Source organism: Variovorax sp. SPNA7, from assembly GCF_033807855.1.
GTDB classification, from domain to species: Bacteria; Pseudomonadota; Gammaproteobacteria; order Burkholderiales; family Burkholderiaceae_C; genus Variovorax; species Variovorax beijingensis.
This window is the reverse complement of the sequence record NZ_CP138513.1, coordinates 3,644,300-3,661,861: the sequence shown is the minus strand read 5'-3', so window position 1 is coordinate 3,661,861 and position 17,562 is coordinate 3,644,300. Positions and strand designations below refer to the sequence as shown.

The following is a 17,562-nucleotide window of genomic DNA, read 5'->3' as shown; positions in this document are numbered from 1 at the left end:
TTCGGTTTTTCAGGTCGACGACGCCATCAGCTGCCCAACCAGCAGCTGCGCCGCCGGCGACAAGGTCTCGCCGGTCTTGGTGGCCATCAGCAGGCGGCGCACGGCCCAGGCATCCTTGAGCCGCACCACCTTGAGGCCGAGTGCGCTCACCTGCGCCTTGCAGGCCGCGAGCGGCACCACGCCGATGCCGAGGTTGGCCGCGATCATGTGGCACATCGCGTCGAAGCTGCGCACCTGCACGCGCAGGCGCATCGGAATGCCGGCCTGCTCGGCCGCGCGCGAGGTGAGCTCGAGCAGCGAGCTGCTGCGGTTCAGGCCCACGAACTCGTGCGCGAGGCAGGTCTTGAAATCGGTCCGGCGCGTGCGCGCGAGCGGATGCTGCCGGGCGCACAACACCACCAGCTCGTCGGTCTGGAATGGCGCCACGTCGAGCCCGTAGGCCGGCGTGTTCTCGGCGAACACGCCCACGTCGGCCAGGCCGTCGACCAGCGCGCGCACGATGTCGCCGCTCAGCTGCTCCTCGACTTCGACGCGGATGTCCGGATGCTGGCCGAGGAAGGCGGCCAGCGTGGCCGGCAGGAATTCGGTGAGCGCCGACATGTTGGCCCACAGCCGGACATGGCCGCGCACCCCGCTCGAATAGTCGCCGAGCTCGTTGCTGAACTGCTCGAAGCCCTGGAACAGCCGCATCGCATGCTGCATGGCCACGTGGCCGGCCGGGGTCAGCGCAATGCCTTGCGAGCTGCGTTCCAGCAGCTTCGATCCGGTTGCGGCCTCGAAGTCCGACAGCCGCCGGCTGGCCGCCGAGAGCGCCAGGTGGCAGGCCTCGGCGCCCTTGGTGATGCTGCCCGACTGGGCCACGGCGCAGAACAGGCGCAGCGTGACGAAATCGACGCGGGCGGGGTTGATGGGGGCGGCCATGCTCGCATTCTAGAAAGCCTTCGCATTTTGCGAAGGCCTCCTCCCACCAAAGCAATTCCGTTCGCAGCGATCTGTTTCTAGAGTTGGGGCAACCAATCAGGAGACAAGATGAACGCACTCGAAGGCCTCAAGGTGCTGGAGCTCGGCCAGCTCATTGCCGGCCCGTTCGCCGGCAAGACGCTCGCCGAGTTCGGCGCCGACGTGATCAAGGTCGAGCCGGCCGGTGTCGGCGACCCGCTGCGCAAGTGGCGGCTGCTGCGCGAAGGCACTTCGGTGTGGTGGGAGGTGCAGTCGCGCAACAAGCGCTCGGTGTGCCTGGACCTGCGCAGCGCCGAGGGCCAGCAGGCGGTGCGCGCGCTGGCGCTGGAGGCCGACGTGCTGATCGAGAACTTCAAGCCCGGCACGCTCGAAGGCTGGGGCCTGGGCTGGGAGCAGCTGCATGCGCTCAACCCGCGGCTCATCATGCTGCGCATCTCGGGCTATGGGCAGACCGGCCCCTACCGCGACAAGCCGGGCTTCGGCGTGCTCGGCGAATCGATGGGCGGGCTGCGCTACCTGAGCGGCGAGCCGGGCCGGGTGCCCGTGCGGGTGGGCGTTTCGCTGGGCGACACGCTGGCGGCGCTGCATGGCGTGATCGGCGTGCTCACGGCGCTGCACCATCGCACGGCCCATGGCGGGCAGGGGCAGTTCATCGACGTGGCGCTCTACGAATCGGTCTTCAATGTGATGGAAAGCCTGCTGCCCGAATACGACGCGTTCGGCGCGGTGCGCGAGCGCGCCGGCAGCGCCTTGCCGGGCATTGCGCCGACCAATGCCTACAAATGCAGCGACGGCCACTACGTGCTGGTGGCGGGCAATGGCGACAGCATCTTCCGCCGGCTGATGCGCGCCATCGGCCGCGCGGACCTGGAGAACGATCCGCAGCTCGTGCACAACGACGGCCGCGTGCAGCGGGTGGAAGAGATCGATGCCGCCATCGAGGCCTGGACGCTGCAGCGCAGCCGCGACGAGGTGCTGGCGGTGCTCGATGCGGCCGGCGTGCCGGTCGGGCGCATCTACACGGTGGCCGACATCGCTACCGATCCGCAGTACCTGGCGCGCCAGATGATCGTCGAGGCGACCACCGCCGACGGCGACATGCTCAAGGTGCCGGGCGTCGTGCCCAAGCTCAGCGCCACGCCGGGGCGCATTGCGCACCCCGCTCCGCGGCTCGGCGAACACACCGATCAGCTGCAAGGCGCAGGCTGGCCGGCGCGCCGCACCGCAGAAAGCGAGGCCGTATGAAAGAAGGCAAGGGCAAGCGGCTCTTCATCAACGAAGTGGCCACGCGCGACGGCTTCCAGATGGAGAGTCGCTTCATTCCCACCGATGACAAGATCGCGCTGGTCGACCGGCTGAACACGCTGGGCTACGCCAAGATCGAGGTAACTTCGTTCACCTCCGCCAAGGCGATCCCGGCGCTGCGCGACGGCGAGGAAGTGATGCAGCGCATCGTGCGGCGGCCGGGCGTGGTCTATACCGCGCTGGTGCCGAACCTGCGCGGTGCCGAGCGCGCGCTGGAAAGCCGCATCGGCGAATTCAATATCGTCATGTCGGTGAGCGAGACCCACAACCTCAGCAACCTGCGCATGACGCGCGAGCAGTCCTTCGCGCAGCTGGCCGAGGTCATCGCGCTGGCCAGGCAGGCGGGCGTGCCCGTGAACGTGTCGCTCTCCTGCGTGTTCGGCTGCCCGATGGAAGGCGAGGTGCCGCTGGCCGCGGCGCTGGAATGGATCGACCGATTCGCGGCGCTGCAGGTGCAGGGCGTCACGCTGTGCGACACCACGGGCATGGCTTTTCCGACGCAGGTGCAGGCCGTCTGCGAAGCCGTGATGCCAAGGCACCCCGGCCTGCAATGGACGGCGCACTTCCATAACACGCGGGGCATGGGGCTCGCGAACACGGTGGCGGCGGTCGAGGCGGGCATCGAGCGGCTCGACATGTCGCTGGGCGGCATCGGCGGCTGCCCGTATGCGCCCGGTGCCACCGGCAACGTCGCCACCGAGGACGTGGTGCACATGCTGCAATGCATGGGCTACGACACCGGCATGGATCTGGGCGGCCTGATCGATGCCGCCTCGGAACTCGAAGCGCTGGTGCAGCACGACTTGCCGAGCCAGGTGCCGCGCGCCGGCCACCGGCTCACGCGGCATGCGCCGCCGGCGGATTTCAACGACATCGCGGCGCGTGCGCATGCGCGCCGGGCCAAGGAGCTGAACCCATGATCGACCATCTGGACCACCTGGTGCTCACCACCGCTGACGAGGAGGCCTGCACCCGCTTCTACGTCGACGTGATGGGCATGGCGCTGGAGACCTTCGGCGCCGACCGCAAGGCCTTTCGCTTCGGCAACCAGAAGATCAACCTGCATGTGAAGGGCCACGAGTTCGAGCCCAAGGCGCAGGTGCCGACGCCGGGCTCGCTGGACCTGTGCTTCATCGCGAGCGTGCCGCTGGAGGACGTGATCGCACGGCTGAAAGACAAGGGCGTGCCGATCCTCGAAGGCCCGGTGATGCGGACCGGCGCCACTTCGCGCATCCGATCGGTCTATGTGCGCGACCCCGACCTGAATCTCATCGAGATATCCGAACTGGCGCCCTGACGCGCCGGCTTCGAATGCAACCCTAAAAACACCGGAGACAGACAAACCATGAAACCCACCCATCGCCTTCTGATTACCGCAGGCCTCGCGCTGGCGGCGGCCGCGGCCGGCGCCGACACCTGGCCCTCGAAACCGATCACCTTCATCGTGCCCACCGCGCCCGCCGGGTCCACCGACATCATGGCGCGCATGGTGGCCGACCCGCTGCAGCGCGCGCTGGGCCAGCCCATCGTGGTCGACAACAAGCCCGGCGCCAGCGGCAACATCGGCACCGAGGCGGTCGCGCGCGCCGCGCCCGACGGCTACACGCTGCTGATGCAGTACTCGGGCTACCACGTCGGCAACCCCGCGCTCTTTCCGCAGATCAAGTGGAGCCCCACCAAGGACTTCGTGCCGGTGGCGCTGGTGATGCGCGCACCGCACGTGGTCGCGGTGAGCGGCAAGCTGCCCGTGAACTCGATGAAAGAACTGATCGAGTACGGCAAGAAGAAGAAAGAGGGCGGCCTGTTCTACGCCTCGTCGGGCAACGGCTCGATCCAGCACATCGCGGGCGAACTGCTGTCGCGGCAGGCGAAACAGCCCATGACGCACGTGCCCTACAAGGGCTCGGGCCCGGCCATCAACGACCTGATCGCGGGCAACGTCGACATGTTCATCACCACGCCGCCGTCGGTCATCGGCCATTTCGCGGGCGGGCGCATCAAGCCGCTCGCGTACACGGGCAGCAAGCGCCATCCGTCGATGCCCGATGTGCCGACCTCGGCCGAGGCGGGGCTGCCAGGCTACGAGGTGGAATCGTGGTTTGCGGTGTTCGCACCGGCCAGGACGCCGCCCGAGGTCGTCAACAAGCTCAGCGCCGAGATCAGGAAGATCGTCGAGAGCGAGCCGTTCCGCAAGAAGGTGGACGAGCAGGGCGCCTTTGCCACCTACATGGACCCGGCGGCCCTGGGCAAGTTCGTCGACCAGGAACTCGCGGCCTGGGCGAAGGTGATCAAGGCGGCGGACATCAAGCCGGACTGAGGGGCCTCGCCAGCACGGCGTTCGCTCGCCGCGCCAGGCGCTTTTGGGGCGCGAGAAATGAACGGCGCATCGCCGGCCCGGCGAATCATCCGGCAACCCGCATGCACACTGGATTTTCGCTTGCGCACCTCGCGAAAGTGCGCAAAAAGGCCTGGGCAGCTACGCCTCACGCTGGTAGCCTTGGGCGGAAAGGCAATCAACCAAATGATTGCTTTTCATAGTGCGCCTAAGGGGGAATTTGTGGCTGAAGTACTGGAAATGGCAGTGATGGACCGGGTCGGCGAAGCCATGCGGCGGGCCCTGCCTCTTTTGCCAAGCGAAGCTCGGTCTACCGTCATGGCGATGTTGCAGCCCCAAGCGCTTGCGATCATCGCCGGGACGCTGGTCGTGTGGGCTGGCTCGCACTTCTTCGGGGTGGGCGAAATCGTCGACATCATTCTGCTTGTGGTGGGCTTCGCTGCACTCGGGATGTCGGTATTTTCAGGAGCCAGTGAGCTCACCGATTTTGTGGAGAAGGCGGTAAATGGCCGGTCGGATGCGGATCTCGATCAGGCCGCCGAGCACTTTGCAAAAGCGATTTCCTTGCTTGGAATTTCGGCGATTCAGGCTCTGCTGATGCGCGGCGCTGCCCGTACCGTGATAGAGCGTGGCATACCGAAAGTCGAGCCCTTGCCCAATGTTGGGACGCCCCCTCCCGCGGGCAATGCGCTGCGGCTCAGCCGGCCCGAGACCCTGCCTGGCGGGTCGCTTGGTTCTACTGGTGTATTCGGCGAGATCAGTGTTGCTCGCAACCAGAGCCTCACCGAGCAACGACTCACGCTCTTTCACGAGTTGGTCCACCGCTATTTCTCGCCGCGCATGGGCCCCTTGCGTCAGCTGCGCGCCCAGATGAGCTGGTCTGCCTACTCTCGATCCGCGCTGCTTCGTTATCTCGAAGAAGCATTGGCGGAAGGCTACGGACAGCTGAAAGTGCATGGCTTGGCGCAGGCACTTGGCGCGTATCGCTTTCCAATCCAGAACGGGTACGTCACGGTATCTCAGCTTGCGGTTGAGGGCATGTACATCGGCCGAATTCTTATCGGTGGATCCAGCTTCTGGGTTGGTGTGAGTGGCGGCCAGATTCCCAATCGCAAACCATGATTGACGAGCAAACCGCAGTGGAGATCGCCAGAGCCGAAGCACAGTCGATGGGCTGGGCCTTTGGCGAACCCGTTGAGGCTGTGTTGAGACAGCGTCGATCCTGGTTCGGCAAGCTCGAGAACCGCGGGCGGTGGAATATTCGCGCCAACGCCATGGCACGTGGAACTTGCGCCTGGTTTGTCATTGACGCCGTCGATGGACGGGTCCTTGAAAAGGGCTATGTGCCGCGCTGAAGCGATCTCTAGCCCGCAATGAGCTTCTGCACCAGCTCCGCCGTGGTCGCCGCCGCGTACTTGCGCATCAGCCGCGCGCGGTGCAGCTCCACCGTGCGGTGGCTGATGCCGAGCGCCTTGCCGATCTCCTTGGACGTGAGCCCGCGCATCACCTGCGCGGCCACCTCGCGCTCGCGCGGCGTGAGCTCGGCCTTCACGGCGCGACGCGATCCCAAATCTTCGAAGGTCCAGATGCCGGCCTCGTGCGGCGCGGCGCGGTTCATGGCGTGGCCGGTGACATGGCACCAGAAGGTCTCGCCGGCAATGGCGCCGTGCAGGCCGCCCAGGCGCTTCATCATGCGGTTGTCGGCATAGCGGCCGCTGGCGTTCAGGAAGGGCTCCATGCGCTTGCCGATGCGCTCGAACTCGGCCACGCTCGGGTACAGGATGCTGAACGAATGCCCGACCAGGGCGGAGGGCGTTGCACCGAAAATCTCGCACACCCGCTCGTTGCAGGCCACGATGGTGCGGTTGCTCGACACCACCATGCCGACGGGCGCCTGTTCAAAAGCCAGCCGGTAATCGATCTCGGGCATCGGGGGTCACCATTACGAAATACTACGTATGCGACTACGTAGTATCGTTCAAGGCTCTGCAAAGCTTTCGCCAACTCTCCACCATCCATCAAGGAGCCCGAGTGAACAAGATTTATCCCTCCGCAGACGCGGCACTCAAGGGGGTCGTGGCCGACGGGCAGATGCTCGCGGTCGGCGGCTTCGGCCTGTGCGGCATTCCCGAGGCGCTCATCGACGCGCTGCGCGACTCCGGCGCCAAGGATCTCACCTGCATCTCCAACAACGCGGGCGTCGACGGCTTCGGCCTCGGCAAGCTGCTCGAGACGCGCCAGATCAAGAAGATGATCGCGTCCTACGTGGGCGAGAACAAGGAGTTCGAGCGCCAGTACCTCGCGGGCGAACTGCAGCTCGAATTCACGCCCCAGGGCACGCTGGCCGAGAAGCTGCGCGCGGGCGGTGCGGGCATTCCGGCCTTCTTCACCAAGACCGGCGTCGGCACGCAGGTGGCAGAAGGCAAGGAGCTGCGCGAGTTCGACGGTGAAACCTACGTGATGGAGCGCTCGCTGGTGCCCGACGTGGCGCTGGTCAAGGCCGACGTGGCCGACAAGTCGGGCAACCTGCGCTTCCGCCTCACGGCGCGCAACTTCAACCCGGCCGCCGCCATGGCCGGCAAGATCTGCATCGTCGAGGTCGAGAAGATCGTCGAGGTGGGCGAGCTGGCCCCCGACGACATCCACCTGCCGGGCATCTACGTGCACCGCATCGTGCTCAACGCCAAGCCCGAGAAGCGCATCGAGAAGCGCACCGTGAGCGCAGCCGCGCCGGCCGATGCGGCCGCCGCCAAGGTCGAAGCGCAGGCCGCCATTGCGCAGGCCGCCGCCGGCAGCGAAGTGCCTGCCCCCGTCAAGAACAACAAAGGAGCCTGAGATGTCCTGGACCCAAGACCAAATGGCCGCGCGTGCGGCGCAAGAACTCGAAGACGGCTTCTACGTGAACCTGGGCATCGGCATTCCCACGCTGGTGGCCAACTTCGTCGGCGACAAGGAAGTGTGGCTGCAAAGCGAGAACGGCATGCTCGGCATCGGCCCGTTCCCGACCGAGGACCAGGTCGACGCCGACCTGATCAACGCCGGCAAGCAGACCGTGACCACCATCCCCGGCTCGGCCATCTTCGGCAGCCACGAGAGCTTCGCGATGATCCGCGGCGGCAAGATCAACCTGTCGATCCTCGGCGCGATGCAGGTCAGCGTGGAGGGCGACCTCGCCAACTGGATGATCCCGGGCAAGATGGTCAAGGGCATGGGCGGTGCCATGGACCTGGTGGCCGGCGTGAAGCGCGTGATCGTGCTGATGGAGCACGTCGCGAAGAAGAAGGACGGCACCGAGGACCTGAAGATCCTCGAGAAGTGCACGCTGCCGCTGACCGGCGTGGGCGTGGTCGACCGCATCATCACCGACCTGGCCGTGATGGACGTGGTGCCCGAAGGCCTCAAGGTGGTCGAGCTCGCGCCGGGCGTGAGCTTCGATACGCTGCAGGCCAAGACCGGCGCCAAGCTGATCCAGTAAGGCCGCCGACGCAACGACGACCAAGGGCAGGGCCGCGAGAGCGGGCCCTGCCTTTTTGCTTTGGACGTTCTGGAGGAATGAAATGAATGCGAGCGAAGCCCTGGGCAGCATTTGGCAGCGGGCGGACTTGCCGCCTGAGGCCTTGCAGCATGCGCGGCTCGCGGGCGAAGACCCGGTGCTGCCGTCGTCCTTCGCAGTGGGCGCGGCCGCGCAGAGCACCATCGCCGCAGCGGCGCTCGCGGCCTGCGAGCTCGGGCATCTGCGCGGCGTCGCGCGCCAGCAGGTGGCGGTCGACATGCGGCATGCGGCGCTCGACTGCACCGGCTGGTTCAGCCTCGACGGCCGCGTGCCCGAGCTGTGGGACAGCTTCTCCGGGCTGTACCGCTGCGCCGACGGCTGGGTGCGCATCCACGCGAACTTCGCGCATCACAGGGAGGGCGCGCTGCGGCTGATGAAGCTGGACCCGGACGCCGCCACGCGCGCCGAGGCCGAGGCGGTGATGGCCACCTGGCGCGCGCTCGATTTCGAAGACGCGGCCGCCGCGCAAGGCCTGGTGGCGAGCGCGCTGCGCCGCTTCGACGAATGGGACGCCTCGCCGCAAGGCCGGGCCATTGCGGCACAGCCGCTCTTCACCATCGAACGCATCGGCGATGCGCCGCCGCGCGTGCTGCCGCCGCTGCGCGAAGACCAGCGGCCGCTCACCGGCCTGCGCGTGCTCGACCTGACGCGCATCCTCGCGGGCCCCGTGGGAGGCCGCGCGCTGGCGGCCTATGGCGCCGACGTAATGCTCGTCAATTCGCCGCATCTTCCGAACATCGAATCCATTGCCGAAACCAGCCGCGGCAAGCTGTCGGCGCATGTGGACCTGCGCACCGAAGCGGGCCGCGCCACGCTGCGTCAGCTCGCCGCCGACGCCCATGTCTTCGTGCAGGGCTACCGCCCGGGCGGCATCGCGGCGCTGGGCTTCGGGCCGGCGGAACTCGCGCGGCTCGCGCCCGGCATCGTGTGCGTGTCGCTCACGGCCTATGGCACGCAGGGCCCGTGGGCGCAGCGCCGCGGCTTCGATTCGCTGGTGCAGACCGCCATGGGCTTCAACCATGCCGAAGGCGAAGCAGCCGGCGACGGCAAGCCCAGGCCGCTGCCGATGCAGATCCTCGACGAGGCCACGGGCTACCTGATCGCCTTCGGCGCCGCCGCGGCGCTCTGGCGGCAGCAGCAGGAGGGCGGCAGCTGGCATGTGCAGGTGTCGCTGGCGCAAACGGGCCAATGGCTGCGCGGGCTCGGCCGCGTGCCCGGCGGGCTGTCGATCGCCAGGCCCGACTTGAAGCCCTATCTGGAGACCTCGGCCTCTGGCTTCGGCGAACTGACCGCGCTGCGCCACAGCGCGCAGCTGTCGCGCACGCCGGCCGCATGGCCGCGCCCGTCGATGCCGCCGGGCAGCCATGCGCCGGCCTGGCCCGGCGGCGCCGGGCGATGAGAAACTTGGCGCATGCAGACGACGAACAGATACGAAGGAAGGCCGTTGCTGCGGCTGGTGGATTGCCTGGTGCTGGACGCCATTGATCAACTCGACGACGCCAAGCGCGCCAAGCTCGAGGCGCTGGAGCCCACGCTCGCCCAGACCTTCAGTGCGAGCGGCACCTGGCAGGAGATGGTCGGCACCCAGATGGGCTTTGCCGATGATGTGCAGGACCAGATCCGGCAGTTCTGGCGCAGCTACCTCGACCGTGCAGTAGAGCAGCAGCTGCGCGCGGACCCGCAGGAGTTCGTGATCGAGTTCGTGGCGCAGAACTTTCCGGACCTGGCTCCGCCGCGGCGCTGACCCTTCGGCGTCATGCGGATGCAGGCAGCAGCAGCTGCCGCTGTGCCTGCGCCGTCTCGCGCAAAAACTCCCACACCGCCTGCATGCGCACCAGGTGCTTGGTCTCCGCGGGCATCGACATCCAGAACGTGCGCGTGAAGTTGGCCTGCCCCGGCAGCACGGGCTTCAATGCAGCGTCGTTCTCCGCGATGAAGGCCGGCAGCACCGCAATGCCCGCGCCCGCCGCCACCGCCCGGTGCTGCGCGAGCACGCTGGTGCTGCGCAGCGCAAAGGCGTCGGGGCGGTGCAGCTCGTCGAGGTACTGCAGCTCCTTGCTGAAGAGCAGGTCGTCCACATAGCTGATGAAGGTGTGGCCGCGCAGGTCTTCGCGCGTCTTGATGGGTTTGTGCGCGGCCAGGTACTTCTTCGATGCATAGAGCCTGAGCGTGTAGTCGGTGAGCTTGCTCACGACTACGGGCCCGCGCGCCGGACGTTCGAGCGAGATCACGATGTCGGCCTCGCGCCGCGACAGGTGCACCAGCCGCGGCATCGCGAGCAGGTCGATGGTGAGCCTGGGATGCTGCTGCGCGAACAGGGCCAGCTGCGGCGCCAGCACCACGGTGCCGAAGCCCTCGGTGGCGCCGATGCGGATCAACCCCGACAGGCCTTCCTGCGAGGCCGGCGCAGTGCTTTCCACCGCCTGGAACGCGCTTTCCATGGCCTCGACCTGCGGCTGCAGCTTGCGGCCCGCCTCGGTGAGCCGGTGGCCGCCCGATTCGCGCGAGAAAAGCGGCGCGCCCACTTCCTTTTCAAGCGCCTGGATGCGCCGCGCCACCGTGGTGTGGTCCACCTCGAGCCGGCGCGCGGCGCTCATCAGCGTGCCCGAGCGGGCCAGCTCCAGAAAGTAGCGAAAGTTGTCCCAGTCCATGTGCTCGCGTTCCCTCGGGTTGGCTCTGCATTTTTGCAAAGCGATAGCGCATATTTGTCTATTGTCATGGCAAATCTGCAAAGCTAGGATGCGTGTTGAACCTGCCACGCAGGCCTCGTATTCACAGGAGACAAAACCCCATGGACGCCACTACCACCCCCAAGACCCAGGTCGCCACCGTCAAGCTCTTGATCGGCGGCAAGTTCGTCGAATCCAAGACCACCGAATGGCGCGACATCGTCAACCCGGCCACGCAGGAAGTGCTGGCCCGCGTGCCCTTTGCCACGCAGGCTGAGCTCGACGCCGCCGTGGCCTCCGCCAAGGATGCCTTCAAGACCTGGCGCAAGACGCCCCTCGGCGCGCGCGCCCGCATCTTCTTGAAGTACCAGCAGCTCATCCGCGAGAACATGGGCGAGCTGGCCGCCATCCTCACCGCCGAGCAGGGCAAGACCCTGCCTGATGCCGAGGGCGACGTGTTCCGCGGCCTCGAGGTGGTCGAGCACGCATCGAACATCGGCAACCTGCAGCTCGGCGAGCTGGCCAACAACGTGGCCAACGGAGTCGACACCTACACGCTGCTGCAGCCGCTGGGCGTGTGCGCCGGCATCACGCCGTTCAACTTCCCGGCCATGATCCCGCTGTGGATGTTCCCGATGGCCATCGTCACCGGCAACACCTTCGTGCTGAAGCCCTCGGAGCAAGACCCGATGGTCACGATGCGCCTGTGTGAGCTCGCGCTCGAAGCCGGCATTCCGCCCGGCGTGCTCAACGTGGTGCATGGCGGCGAAGCGGTGGTCAACGGCATCTGCGACCACAAGGACATCAAGGCGATCAGCTTCGTCGGCTCGACCAAGGTCGGCACGCACGTCTACAACCGCGCCACGCTGGCCGGCAAGCGCGTGCAATGCATGATGGGCGCGAAGAACCACGCCATCGTGATGCCCGACGCCAACAAGGAGCAGACGCTCAATGCACTGGCAGGCGCAAGCTTCGGCGCGGCCGGCCAGCGCTGCATGGCGGTGTCGGTGGCGGTGCTGGTGGGCGAGGCGCGCAACTGGGTGCCCGAACTGATCGCCAAGGCCAGGACGCTGAAGATCGGCGCCGGCACCGAGAAGGGCGTGGACGTGGGCCCGCTGGTCTCGTGCGCCGCCTACGAGCGCGTCAACGGCCTCATCGAGCGCGGCGTGGCCGACGGTGCCAAGCTCGAGCTCGACGGCCGCAAGCCCACGGTGCCGGGCTACGAGAAGGGCAACTTCGTGGGCCCGACGATCTTCTCGGGCGTGAAGCCTGGCATGACGATCTATGACCAGGAAGTGTTCGGCCCTGTGCTGTGCGTGGCCGACGCCGAGAACATCGACGAGGCCATCGAGCTGATCAACAGCAACCCGAACGGCAACGGCACGGCCATCTTCACGCAGTCGGGCGCCGCGGCGCGCCGCTTCCAGGAAGACATCGACGTGGGCCAGGTCGGCATCAACGTGCCGATCCCGGTGCCGGTGCCGATGTTCTCGTTCACCGGTTCGCGCGCGTCGAAGCTCGGCGACCTGGGCCCGTACGGCAAGCAGGTCATCATGTTCTACACGCAGACCAAGACCGTGACGGCACGCTGGTTCGACGACAGCACCGTCTCGCACGGCGTCAACACCACGATCAGCCTCAAGTGAGCCGCGCGTTCCGCGCTGTCGCGGCATCGGCCGTGCTTCTCCTGCTCGCCGCGGGCGCGCATGCGGCCGATGACGCCAACCCGCTGGACTGCAGGCCCGACGGCAACCAGCAGCAGATGAACGCCTGCGCGGTGCGCGACTTTCGCGCCGCCGACGCCGCGCTCAACATCCGCTACGGCGAGGTGATGAAGACGCTCTCGCCGCAGATGCGCGTCGCGCTGCGCACCGAGCAGCGCACCTGGCTCAAGGGCCGCGACCCCTCTTGCAAGCGGGCCTCGAAAGCCAACGAAGGCGGCTCCATCTGGCCGCTGGTGTTCAATTCATGTCTGGAGAAGTCGACCCGGCAACGGACGGCCGAACTGGATCGCTGGAAGGGTCGCGAACAATGAACTTCGAATTGTCTGAAGAGCAGAACGCCTTTGCGCAGACCGCGCGCGATTTTGCACAGGCCGAGTTCGCGCCCCATGCGGCGCGGTGGGACGCCGAGGCCATCTTTCCGAAGGAGGCCATCGCCAAGGCCGGCGAACTGGGCTTCTGCGGGCTCTATGCGCCCGAGCGCATCGGCGGCCTCGGCCTGCCGCGGCTCGACTCGGCGCTGGTGTTCGAGGAGATGGCCGCGGTCGATCCTTCGACCACCGCCTTCATCACGATCCACAACATGGCGACCTGGATGCTCGGCACCTGGGCGACCGACGCGGTGGCCGCGCAATGGGGCGAAGACCTCACGAGCGGGCGTAAGCTGGCTTCCTACTGCCTCACCGAGCCGGGCGCCGGGTCGGACGCGGGCTCGCTCAAGACGCGCGCCGAGCTGCAGGGCGCCGAGTACGTCATCAATGGCGGCAAGGCTTTCATCTCCGGTGCCGGGTCGACCGACGTGCTGGTGCTCATGGCGCGCACGGGTGGCGGCGGCGCGGGCGGCATCTCGGCCTTTGCGGTGCCGGCCGACGCGCCTGGCGTGAGCTACGGCAAGAAGGAGCACAAGATGGGCTGGAACAGCCAGCCCACGCGCACCATCAACTTCGACAACGTGCGCGTGCCGGCCGAGAACCTGCTGGGCAAGGAGGGCGAGGGCTTTCGCATCGCGATGAAGGGGCTCGATGGCGGCCGCATCAACATCGCGACCTGCTCGGTGGGCGCGGCGCAGGGCGCGCTCGATGCGGCGCGCCGCTACCTGCACGAGCGCCAGCAGTTCGGCAAGCCGATCGCGAGCTTCCAGGCCCTGCAGTTCAAGCTGGCCGACATGGCGACGGAACTGGTGGCAGCGCGGCAGATGGTGCGGCTCGCGGCAAGCAAGCTCGATGCGGGCCATGCCGATGCCAGCACCTACTGCGCGATGGCCAAGCGCTTTGCGACCGATGCGGGCTTCAACGTCTGCAACGACGCGCTGCAATTGCACGGCGGCTACGGCTACCTGAGCGAATTCCCGCTCGAGCGGCTGGTGCGCGATACCCGCGTGCACCAGATCCTCGAAGGCACCAACGAGATCATGCGCGTGATCGTTGCGCGAAAATTGCTGGAAGGGGACAGCGATATCCGCTGAAGCCCCGCACCCAGAACCTCTCAAGACAATGACCGACTCCGTAGTTCTCTTCGACGAAATCAAGACCACCGGCGGCAAGCGCTTTGCCACCGCCACGCTCAACGCACCCGCTTCGCTCAACGCGCTGTCGGTGGACATGGTGCGCCTGCTCACGCCCAAGCTGCGCGAATGGGCGGCTGGCGACGGCATCGTCGGCGTGCTGCTGCAGGCGGCCGGCGAGAAGGCCTTCTGCGCCGGCGGCGACCTGCGCCAGCTCTACCAGACGCTGCTCGAGTGCGGCCCCGCGCGCAACACCTACGCCGAAGACTTCTTCCGCGAGGAGTACGAGCTCGACTACCTGATCCACACTTTTCCCAAGCCATTCCTCTGCTGGGGCCACGGCATCGTGATGGGCGGCGGCGTGGGGCTGATGTCGGGCTGCTCGCACCGCGTGGTCACGGCGCAGAGCCGCATTGCCATGCCCGAGATCAGCATCGGCCTGTACCCCGACGTGGGCGGCAGCTGGTTCCTGCGCCGCACGCCGGGCCGCACCGGCCTGTTCCTGGCGCTCACGGCCGCCAACCTCAATGCGGCCGACGCCATCTTCTGCGGCCTGGCCGATGTGCTGGTGCCGCACGAACGCAAGGGCCAGGTGCTCGAAGCGATTGCCGCTGCGCCATGGCGCGGCGAGCAAAAGGCCGACCGCGCCGAGCTCTCGCGCATCCTTGCGCGCGCGGGCGAAGGCGCTGAAATGCCGCCCTCCAAGGTGCGTGAACACTACGACACCATCAACGCGCTGATGGCCGGCGACGACCTGCTCGACATCGCCGTGCGCCTGCGCAGCCTGCAGAGCGACGATGCCTGGCTGCAGTCCGCGTCCAAGACCTTCACCAAGGGCGCCCCGAGCTCGGCCGCGCTGAGCTTCGAGCTCTGGCAGCGCGTGCACCGCATGTCGCTGGCCGAGGTGTTCCGGCTCGAATACTGGGCCTCGCTCGGCTTCTGCGCGCACAAGGACTTTGCCGAGGGCATCCGCGCGGTGCTGATCGACAAGGACCGCAATCCGCGCTGGAACCCCGCCACCATCGAAGAGATCACGCCCGCCTTCGTCGAGGACCACCTGCGCCCGCGCGGCCAGATGCCCGCGGAACTGGCTGCGCTGGCCTGAGCCTCTTCCATACATACAACGGAGACATCAAATGAAAATCGCATTCATCGGCCTCGGCCACATGGGCGGACCCATGGCCCTGAACCTGCGCAAGGCGGGCTTTGCGGTCAAGGCCTTCGACCTGTCGGACGAGGCCTGCAAGAAATACGCGGCCGAAGGCCTGGCCATTGCCGCATCGGCCGCTGAATCGGTGACCGACGCCGACGTGGTCATCAGCATGCTGCCGGCCAGTGCGCACGTGGAAGGCCTGTTCCTCGGCAGCGGCGGCGGCAAGCCCGGCCTGCTCGACAGCATCCGTGCCGGCACGCTCGTGATCGACAGCAGCACCATCGCCGCCGCCACCTCGCGCAAGGTGGCCGATGCGGCCGCCGCCAAGGGCATCGCGATGATCGATGCGCCAGTTTCCGGCGGCACGGGCGGCGCGATTGCCGGCACGCTGACCTTCATGGTCGGCGGCGAGGCCGACGACCTCGAACGCGCGCGCCCCGTGCTCGAGAAGATGGGCGCCAACATCTTCCACGCGGGTGGCATCGGCGCGGGCCAGACCGCGAAGATCTGCAACAACATGCTGCTCGGCATCCTGATGATCGGCACCTCGGAGGCGCTGGCGCTGGGCGTGGCCAACGGGCTCGATCCCAAGGTGCTGTCCGAGATCATGCGGCGCAGCTCGGGCGGCAACTGGGCGCTCGAAAAGTACAACCCGATGCCCGGCGTGATGGAAACCGCGCCCGCATCGAAGAACTACGCGGGCGGCTTCGGCACCGACCTGATGCTCAAGGACCTGGGCCTCGCGCAGGAAAACGCCACCGCCGTGCGCGCCGCCACGCCGCTGGGCGGGCTGGCGCGCAGCCTCTATGCGGCGCACAGCCTGGCGGGACATGGCGCACTCGATTTCTCGAGCGTGCTGAAGCTGCTGCAGAAGGCTTCGTCCTAGCCTTCCAAATTTCTAGCCGAACAGGGCGTCGCTGGCCCACAGAAGGCCCAGCACGCCCAGGAACAGCAGCAGGAACACGGCCCATGCGCGGGTGAACGCCTGCGTCTCCGTGACTTCGACGGGAGCCGTTTCGGGCGGCTTAGGAGCGCTGGGCGTGTGTGGGTTCATTCCCGACTGTACCCCGCGCGTCCGATTTTGCCGCCGCACGCGTCTTCGACATGGCCAGCAGCACCGCGGCCGCGACCAGATTGGCACCGATGCTGGCGAGGATCGGCAGCAGGTAGCTGCGGCTGATGTCGAACGCAAAGCCCGCCGCGCTCGGACCGACCAGGGTCCCGAAGGCCACGCTGGTGTACAGCACGCCCAGGATCGCGCCGATGCTGCGGCCGCCGAAGTAGTCCATGACCAGCGCGGGCAGCAGCGCGACGAAGCCGCCGTAGAACACGCCGTAGGCAAAAGCGAACGCGGCCAGCCCCCAGAAGCCGCTGGACACCGCCCACACCACCAGCGAAAGCGCCATGCCGGCCGACATCAGCGGCAGCGCCAGTTGACGGCCCAGCCGATCGGCCAGCCCGCCAAGAAAAAATCGCCCCGCGGTGCTGCCGATGCCGATCGCTCCGAGCAGCAGCACGGCCGAGCCGGCCGGCAGGCCGTGGTCGAGCGCGTAGGGCACCAGGTGGACGAAGGGAACGAACAGCCCGAACGAACTGATCAGGCACGCCGCATAGAGGCCGGCGAAGCGGCGCGAGCTGATCGCGTTCCGCACCGTGGAGCCTGCGGGCACGGCCGACGGCGCCTGCGGCTGCGGCGGATCGCCGTCGGGCCCGAGCCCGCGGTGGCGTGGATCGTCCTCGATCAGCAGCGCCATGCCGGCGCCCACCACCACGGCCAGCACGCCCAGCGCCAGGTAGGCGTGGCGCCATCCCAGCGCGTCGATGAGGAGCGACGCCAGCGGCGGCATCGCCAGCGTGCCCACGCCGATGCCGCTCACCGCCAGCCCCGAGGCGAATCCGCGCCGCCTGACGAACCAGCGCTGCACCGCGCCCAGCACCGGCACATAGGAGGCGCCGACACCGAGCCCGACGCCCAGGCCGTAGGCCAGGCAGGCCTCGGCCAGGCTGCGCGCCTGTCCCGCGGCGGCCAGGCCCAGGCCGACCAGCACCATGCCCGCGATTGCGAGCCGCCGCGCACCCCACCGGTCCGCGAGCGGGCCGCTGACCACGCCGAGCCCGAAGTAGAGAAAGCCCGCGAGCGAGAACACCAGCGACACCGAGCCGCGCGAGGCGCCGAAATCGCGTTGCAGCGATTCGAGGAAGGCGCTGAAGGTGTAGGCACTGCCGAAGCCCACGAGCGTGACGGCGAAGGCGCCGGCCACCACGAACCAGCCGCGGAAGAGGCGTGTGCGGGGTGGTGAATGGGAAGAGGGGGTCAAGGGAGGGTCTCCGGGTTTGCTCAGAATATCTATTGGCTGGAGAA

At 67.5% G+C, this 17,562-nt stretch carries 20 protein-coding genes; 15 read left to right on the top strand and 5 right to left on the bottom strand.

Annotated elements, in window-relative coordinates; all coding sequences use genetic code 11:
* Window positions 1-9: 9 nt before the first annotated feature.
* Window positions 10-921: a LysR family transcriptional regulator gene (locus RZE77_RS17190; RefSeq protein ID WP_319438491.1), complete on the bottom strand. Its 912-nt coding sequence runs from the start codon at window positions 919-921 to the stop codon at window positions 10-12.
* 108 nt (window positions 922-1,029) lie between these two features.
* Between RZE77_RS17190 and RZE77_RS17185 the strand changes: the two genes are divergently transcribed.
* The 6 genes from RZE77_RS17185 (at window position 1,030) to RZE77_RS17160 (ending at window position 5,955) form a co-directional block, all read left to right on the top strand.
* The gene (locus tag RZE77_RS17185) at window positions 1,030-2,205 is read left to right on the top strand and encodes a CaiB/BaiF CoA transferase family protein (protein ID WP_319438490.1); all 1,176 of its coding nucleotides are present in this window, start codon (window positions 1,030-1,032) and stop codon (window positions 2,203-2,205) included.
* Window positions 2,202-3,185, top strand: coding sequence for a hydroxymethylglutaryl-CoA lyase (locus RZE77_RS17180; RefSeq protein WP_319438489.1), 984 nt, complete (start codon window positions 2,202-2,204; stop codon window positions 3,183-3,185). Before RZE77_RS17185 ends, RZE77_RS17180 begins: the two co-directional genes overlap by 4 nt.
* Window positions 3,182-3,562, top strand: a complete 381-nt coding sequence (locus RZE77_RS17175) for a VOC family protein (protein WP_319438488.1) — start codon at window positions 3,182-3,184, stop codon at window positions 3,560-3,562. The genes RZE77_RS17180 and RZE77_RS17175 overlap by 4 nt, the downstream gene beginning before the upstream one ends.
* Before the next feature lie 48 nt (window positions 3,563-3,610).
* A complete protein-coding gene (locus RZE77_RS17170; RefSeq protein WP_319438487.1) occupies window positions 3,611-4,582 on the top strand; it encodes a Bug family tripartite tricarboxylate transporter substrate binding protein in 972 nt (323 codons plus the stop codon).
* A 204-nt stretch (window positions 4,583-4,786) separates the two neighbouring features.
* The gene (locus RZE77_RS17165; protein ID WP_319426577.1) at window positions 4,787-5,722 is read left to right on the top strand and encodes a hypothetical protein; all 936 of its coding nucleotides are present in this window, start codon (window positions 4,787-4,789) and stop codon (window positions 5,720-5,722) included.
* Window positions 5,719-5,955, top strand: coding sequence for a hypothetical protein (locus RZE77_RS17160; RefSeq protein ID WP_319426576.1), 237 nt, complete (start codon window positions 5,719-5,721; stop codon window positions 5,953-5,955). Before RZE77_RS17165 ends, RZE77_RS17160 begins: the two co-directional genes overlap by 4 nt.
* An 8-nt stretch (window positions 5,956-5,963) precedes the next feature.
* On the opposite strand, the gene RZE77_RS17155 is transcribed toward RZE77_RS17160, so the two are convergent.
* Complete coding sequence (locus RZE77_RS17155) at window positions 5,964-6,530, bottom strand: LuxR C-terminal-related transcriptional regulator (RefSeq protein WP_012748361.1); 567 nt, start codon at window positions 6,528-6,530, stop codon at window positions 5,964-5,966.
* A gap of 101 nt (window positions 6,531-6,631) precedes the next feature.
* On the opposite strand from RZE77_RS17155, the gene RZE77_RS17150 reads away from it, so the two are divergent.
* The 4 genes from RZE77_RS17150 to RZE77_RS17135 all read left to right on the top strand — a co-directional run bounded on the left by RZE77_RS17150 (window position 6,632) and on the right by RZE77_RS17135 (window position 9,897).
* Window positions 6,632-7,435 carry a CoA transferase subunit A gene (locus tag RZE77_RS17150; protein ID WP_319438486.1) on the top strand — a complete coding sequence of 268 codons (804 nt, stop codon included), beginning with the start codon at window positions 6,632-6,634 and terminating at the stop codon, window positions 7,433-7,435.
* Between the two features lies 1 nt (window position 7,436).
* On the top strand, window positions 7,437-8,075 hold the full coding sequence (locus RZE77_RS17145) for a 3-oxoacid CoA-transferase subunit B (RefSeq protein WP_319438485.1): 639 nt from the start codon (window positions 7,437-7,439) through the stop codon (window positions 8,073-8,075).
* An 82-nt stretch (window positions 8,076-8,157) separates the two neighbouring features.
* On the top strand, window positions 8,158-9,552 hold the full coding sequence (locus tag RZE77_RS17140; protein ID WP_319438484.1) for a CoA transferase: 1,395 nt from the start codon (window positions 8,158-8,160) through the stop codon (window positions 9,550-9,552).
* 12 nt (window positions 9,553-9,564) lie between these two features.
* Complete coding sequence (locus tag RZE77_RS17135; protein ID WP_319438483.1) at window positions 9,565-9,897, top strand: hypothetical protein; 333 nt, start codon at window positions 9,565-9,567, stop codon at window positions 9,895-9,897.
* A 10-nt stretch (window positions 9,898-9,907) separates the two neighbouring features.
* Here the strand turns inward: RZE77_RS17135 and RZE77_RS17130 are convergent, their stop codons facing one another.
* Window positions 9,908-10,804 carry a LysR family transcriptional regulator gene (locus tag RZE77_RS17130; protein WP_319438482.1) on the bottom strand — a complete coding sequence of 299 codons (897 nt, stop codon included), beginning with the start codon at window positions 10,802-10,804 and terminating at the stop codon, window positions 9,908-9,910.
* A 140-nt stretch (window positions 10,805-10,944) separates the two neighbouring features.
* Here RZE77_RS17130 and RZE77_RS17125 point away from each other — a divergent pair, with 140 nt between their 5' ends.
* Genes RZE77_RS17125 through mmsB form a run of 5 tightly spaced genes read left to right on the top strand, consistent with a single transcriptional unit; the run spans window position 10,945 to window position 16,086 of the window.
* Window positions 10,945-12,468, top strand: a complete 1,524-nt coding sequence (locus RZE77_RS17125) for a CoA-acylating methylmalonate-semialdehyde dehydrogenase (protein ID WP_012748355.1) — start codon at window positions 10,945-10,947, stop codon at window positions 12,466-12,468.
* Window positions 12,465-12,857 (top strand): lysozyme inhibitor LprI family protein, encoded by a 393-nt coding sequence (locus RZE77_RS17120; protein ID WP_012748354.1) that lies wholly within the window; start codon window positions 12,465-12,467, stop codon window positions 12,855-12,857. Before RZE77_RS17125 ends, RZE77_RS17120 begins: the two co-directional genes overlap by 4 nt.
* Entirely contained in the window at window positions 12,854-14,008 is a 1,155-nt protein-coding gene (locus RZE77_RS17115; protein WP_319438481.1) for an acyl-CoA dehydrogenase family protein, read from the top strand. The genes RZE77_RS17120 and RZE77_RS17115 overlap by 4 nt, the downstream gene beginning before the upstream one ends.
* Window positions 14,009-14,036: 28 nt before the next feature.
* A complete protein-coding gene (locus tag RZE77_RS17110) occupies window positions 14,037-15,152 on the top strand; it encodes an enoyl-CoA hydratase/isomerase family protein (RefSeq protein ID WP_319438480.1) in 1,116 nt (371 codons plus the stop codon).
* A 31-nt stretch (window positions 15,153-15,183) separates the two neighbouring features.
* Window positions 15,184-16,086, top strand: coding sequence for a 3-hydroxyisobutyrate dehydrogenase (gene mmsB / locus RZE77_RS17105; RefSeq protein ID WP_319438479.1), 903 nt, complete (start codon window positions 15,184-15,186; stop codon window positions 16,084-16,086).
* Window positions 16,087-16,098: 12 nt separating this feature from the next.
* Here mmsB and RZE77_RS17100 read toward each other — a convergent pair whose 3' ends face one another.
* The gene (locus RZE77_RS17100; protein ID WP_278873909.1) at window positions 16,099-16,254 is read right to left on the bottom strand and encodes a hypothetical protein; all 156 of its coding nucleotides are present in this window, start codon (window positions 16,252-16,254) and stop codon (window positions 16,099-16,101) included.
* Window positions 16,226-17,518: an MFS transporter gene (locus tag RZE77_RS17095; protein ID WP_319438478.1), complete on the bottom strand. Its 1,293-nt coding sequence runs from the start codon at window positions 17,516-17,518 to the stop codon at window positions 16,226-16,228. Before RZE77_RS17095 ends, RZE77_RS17100 begins: the two co-directional genes overlap by 29 nt.
* Window positions 17,519-17,562: the final 44 nt, after the last annotated feature.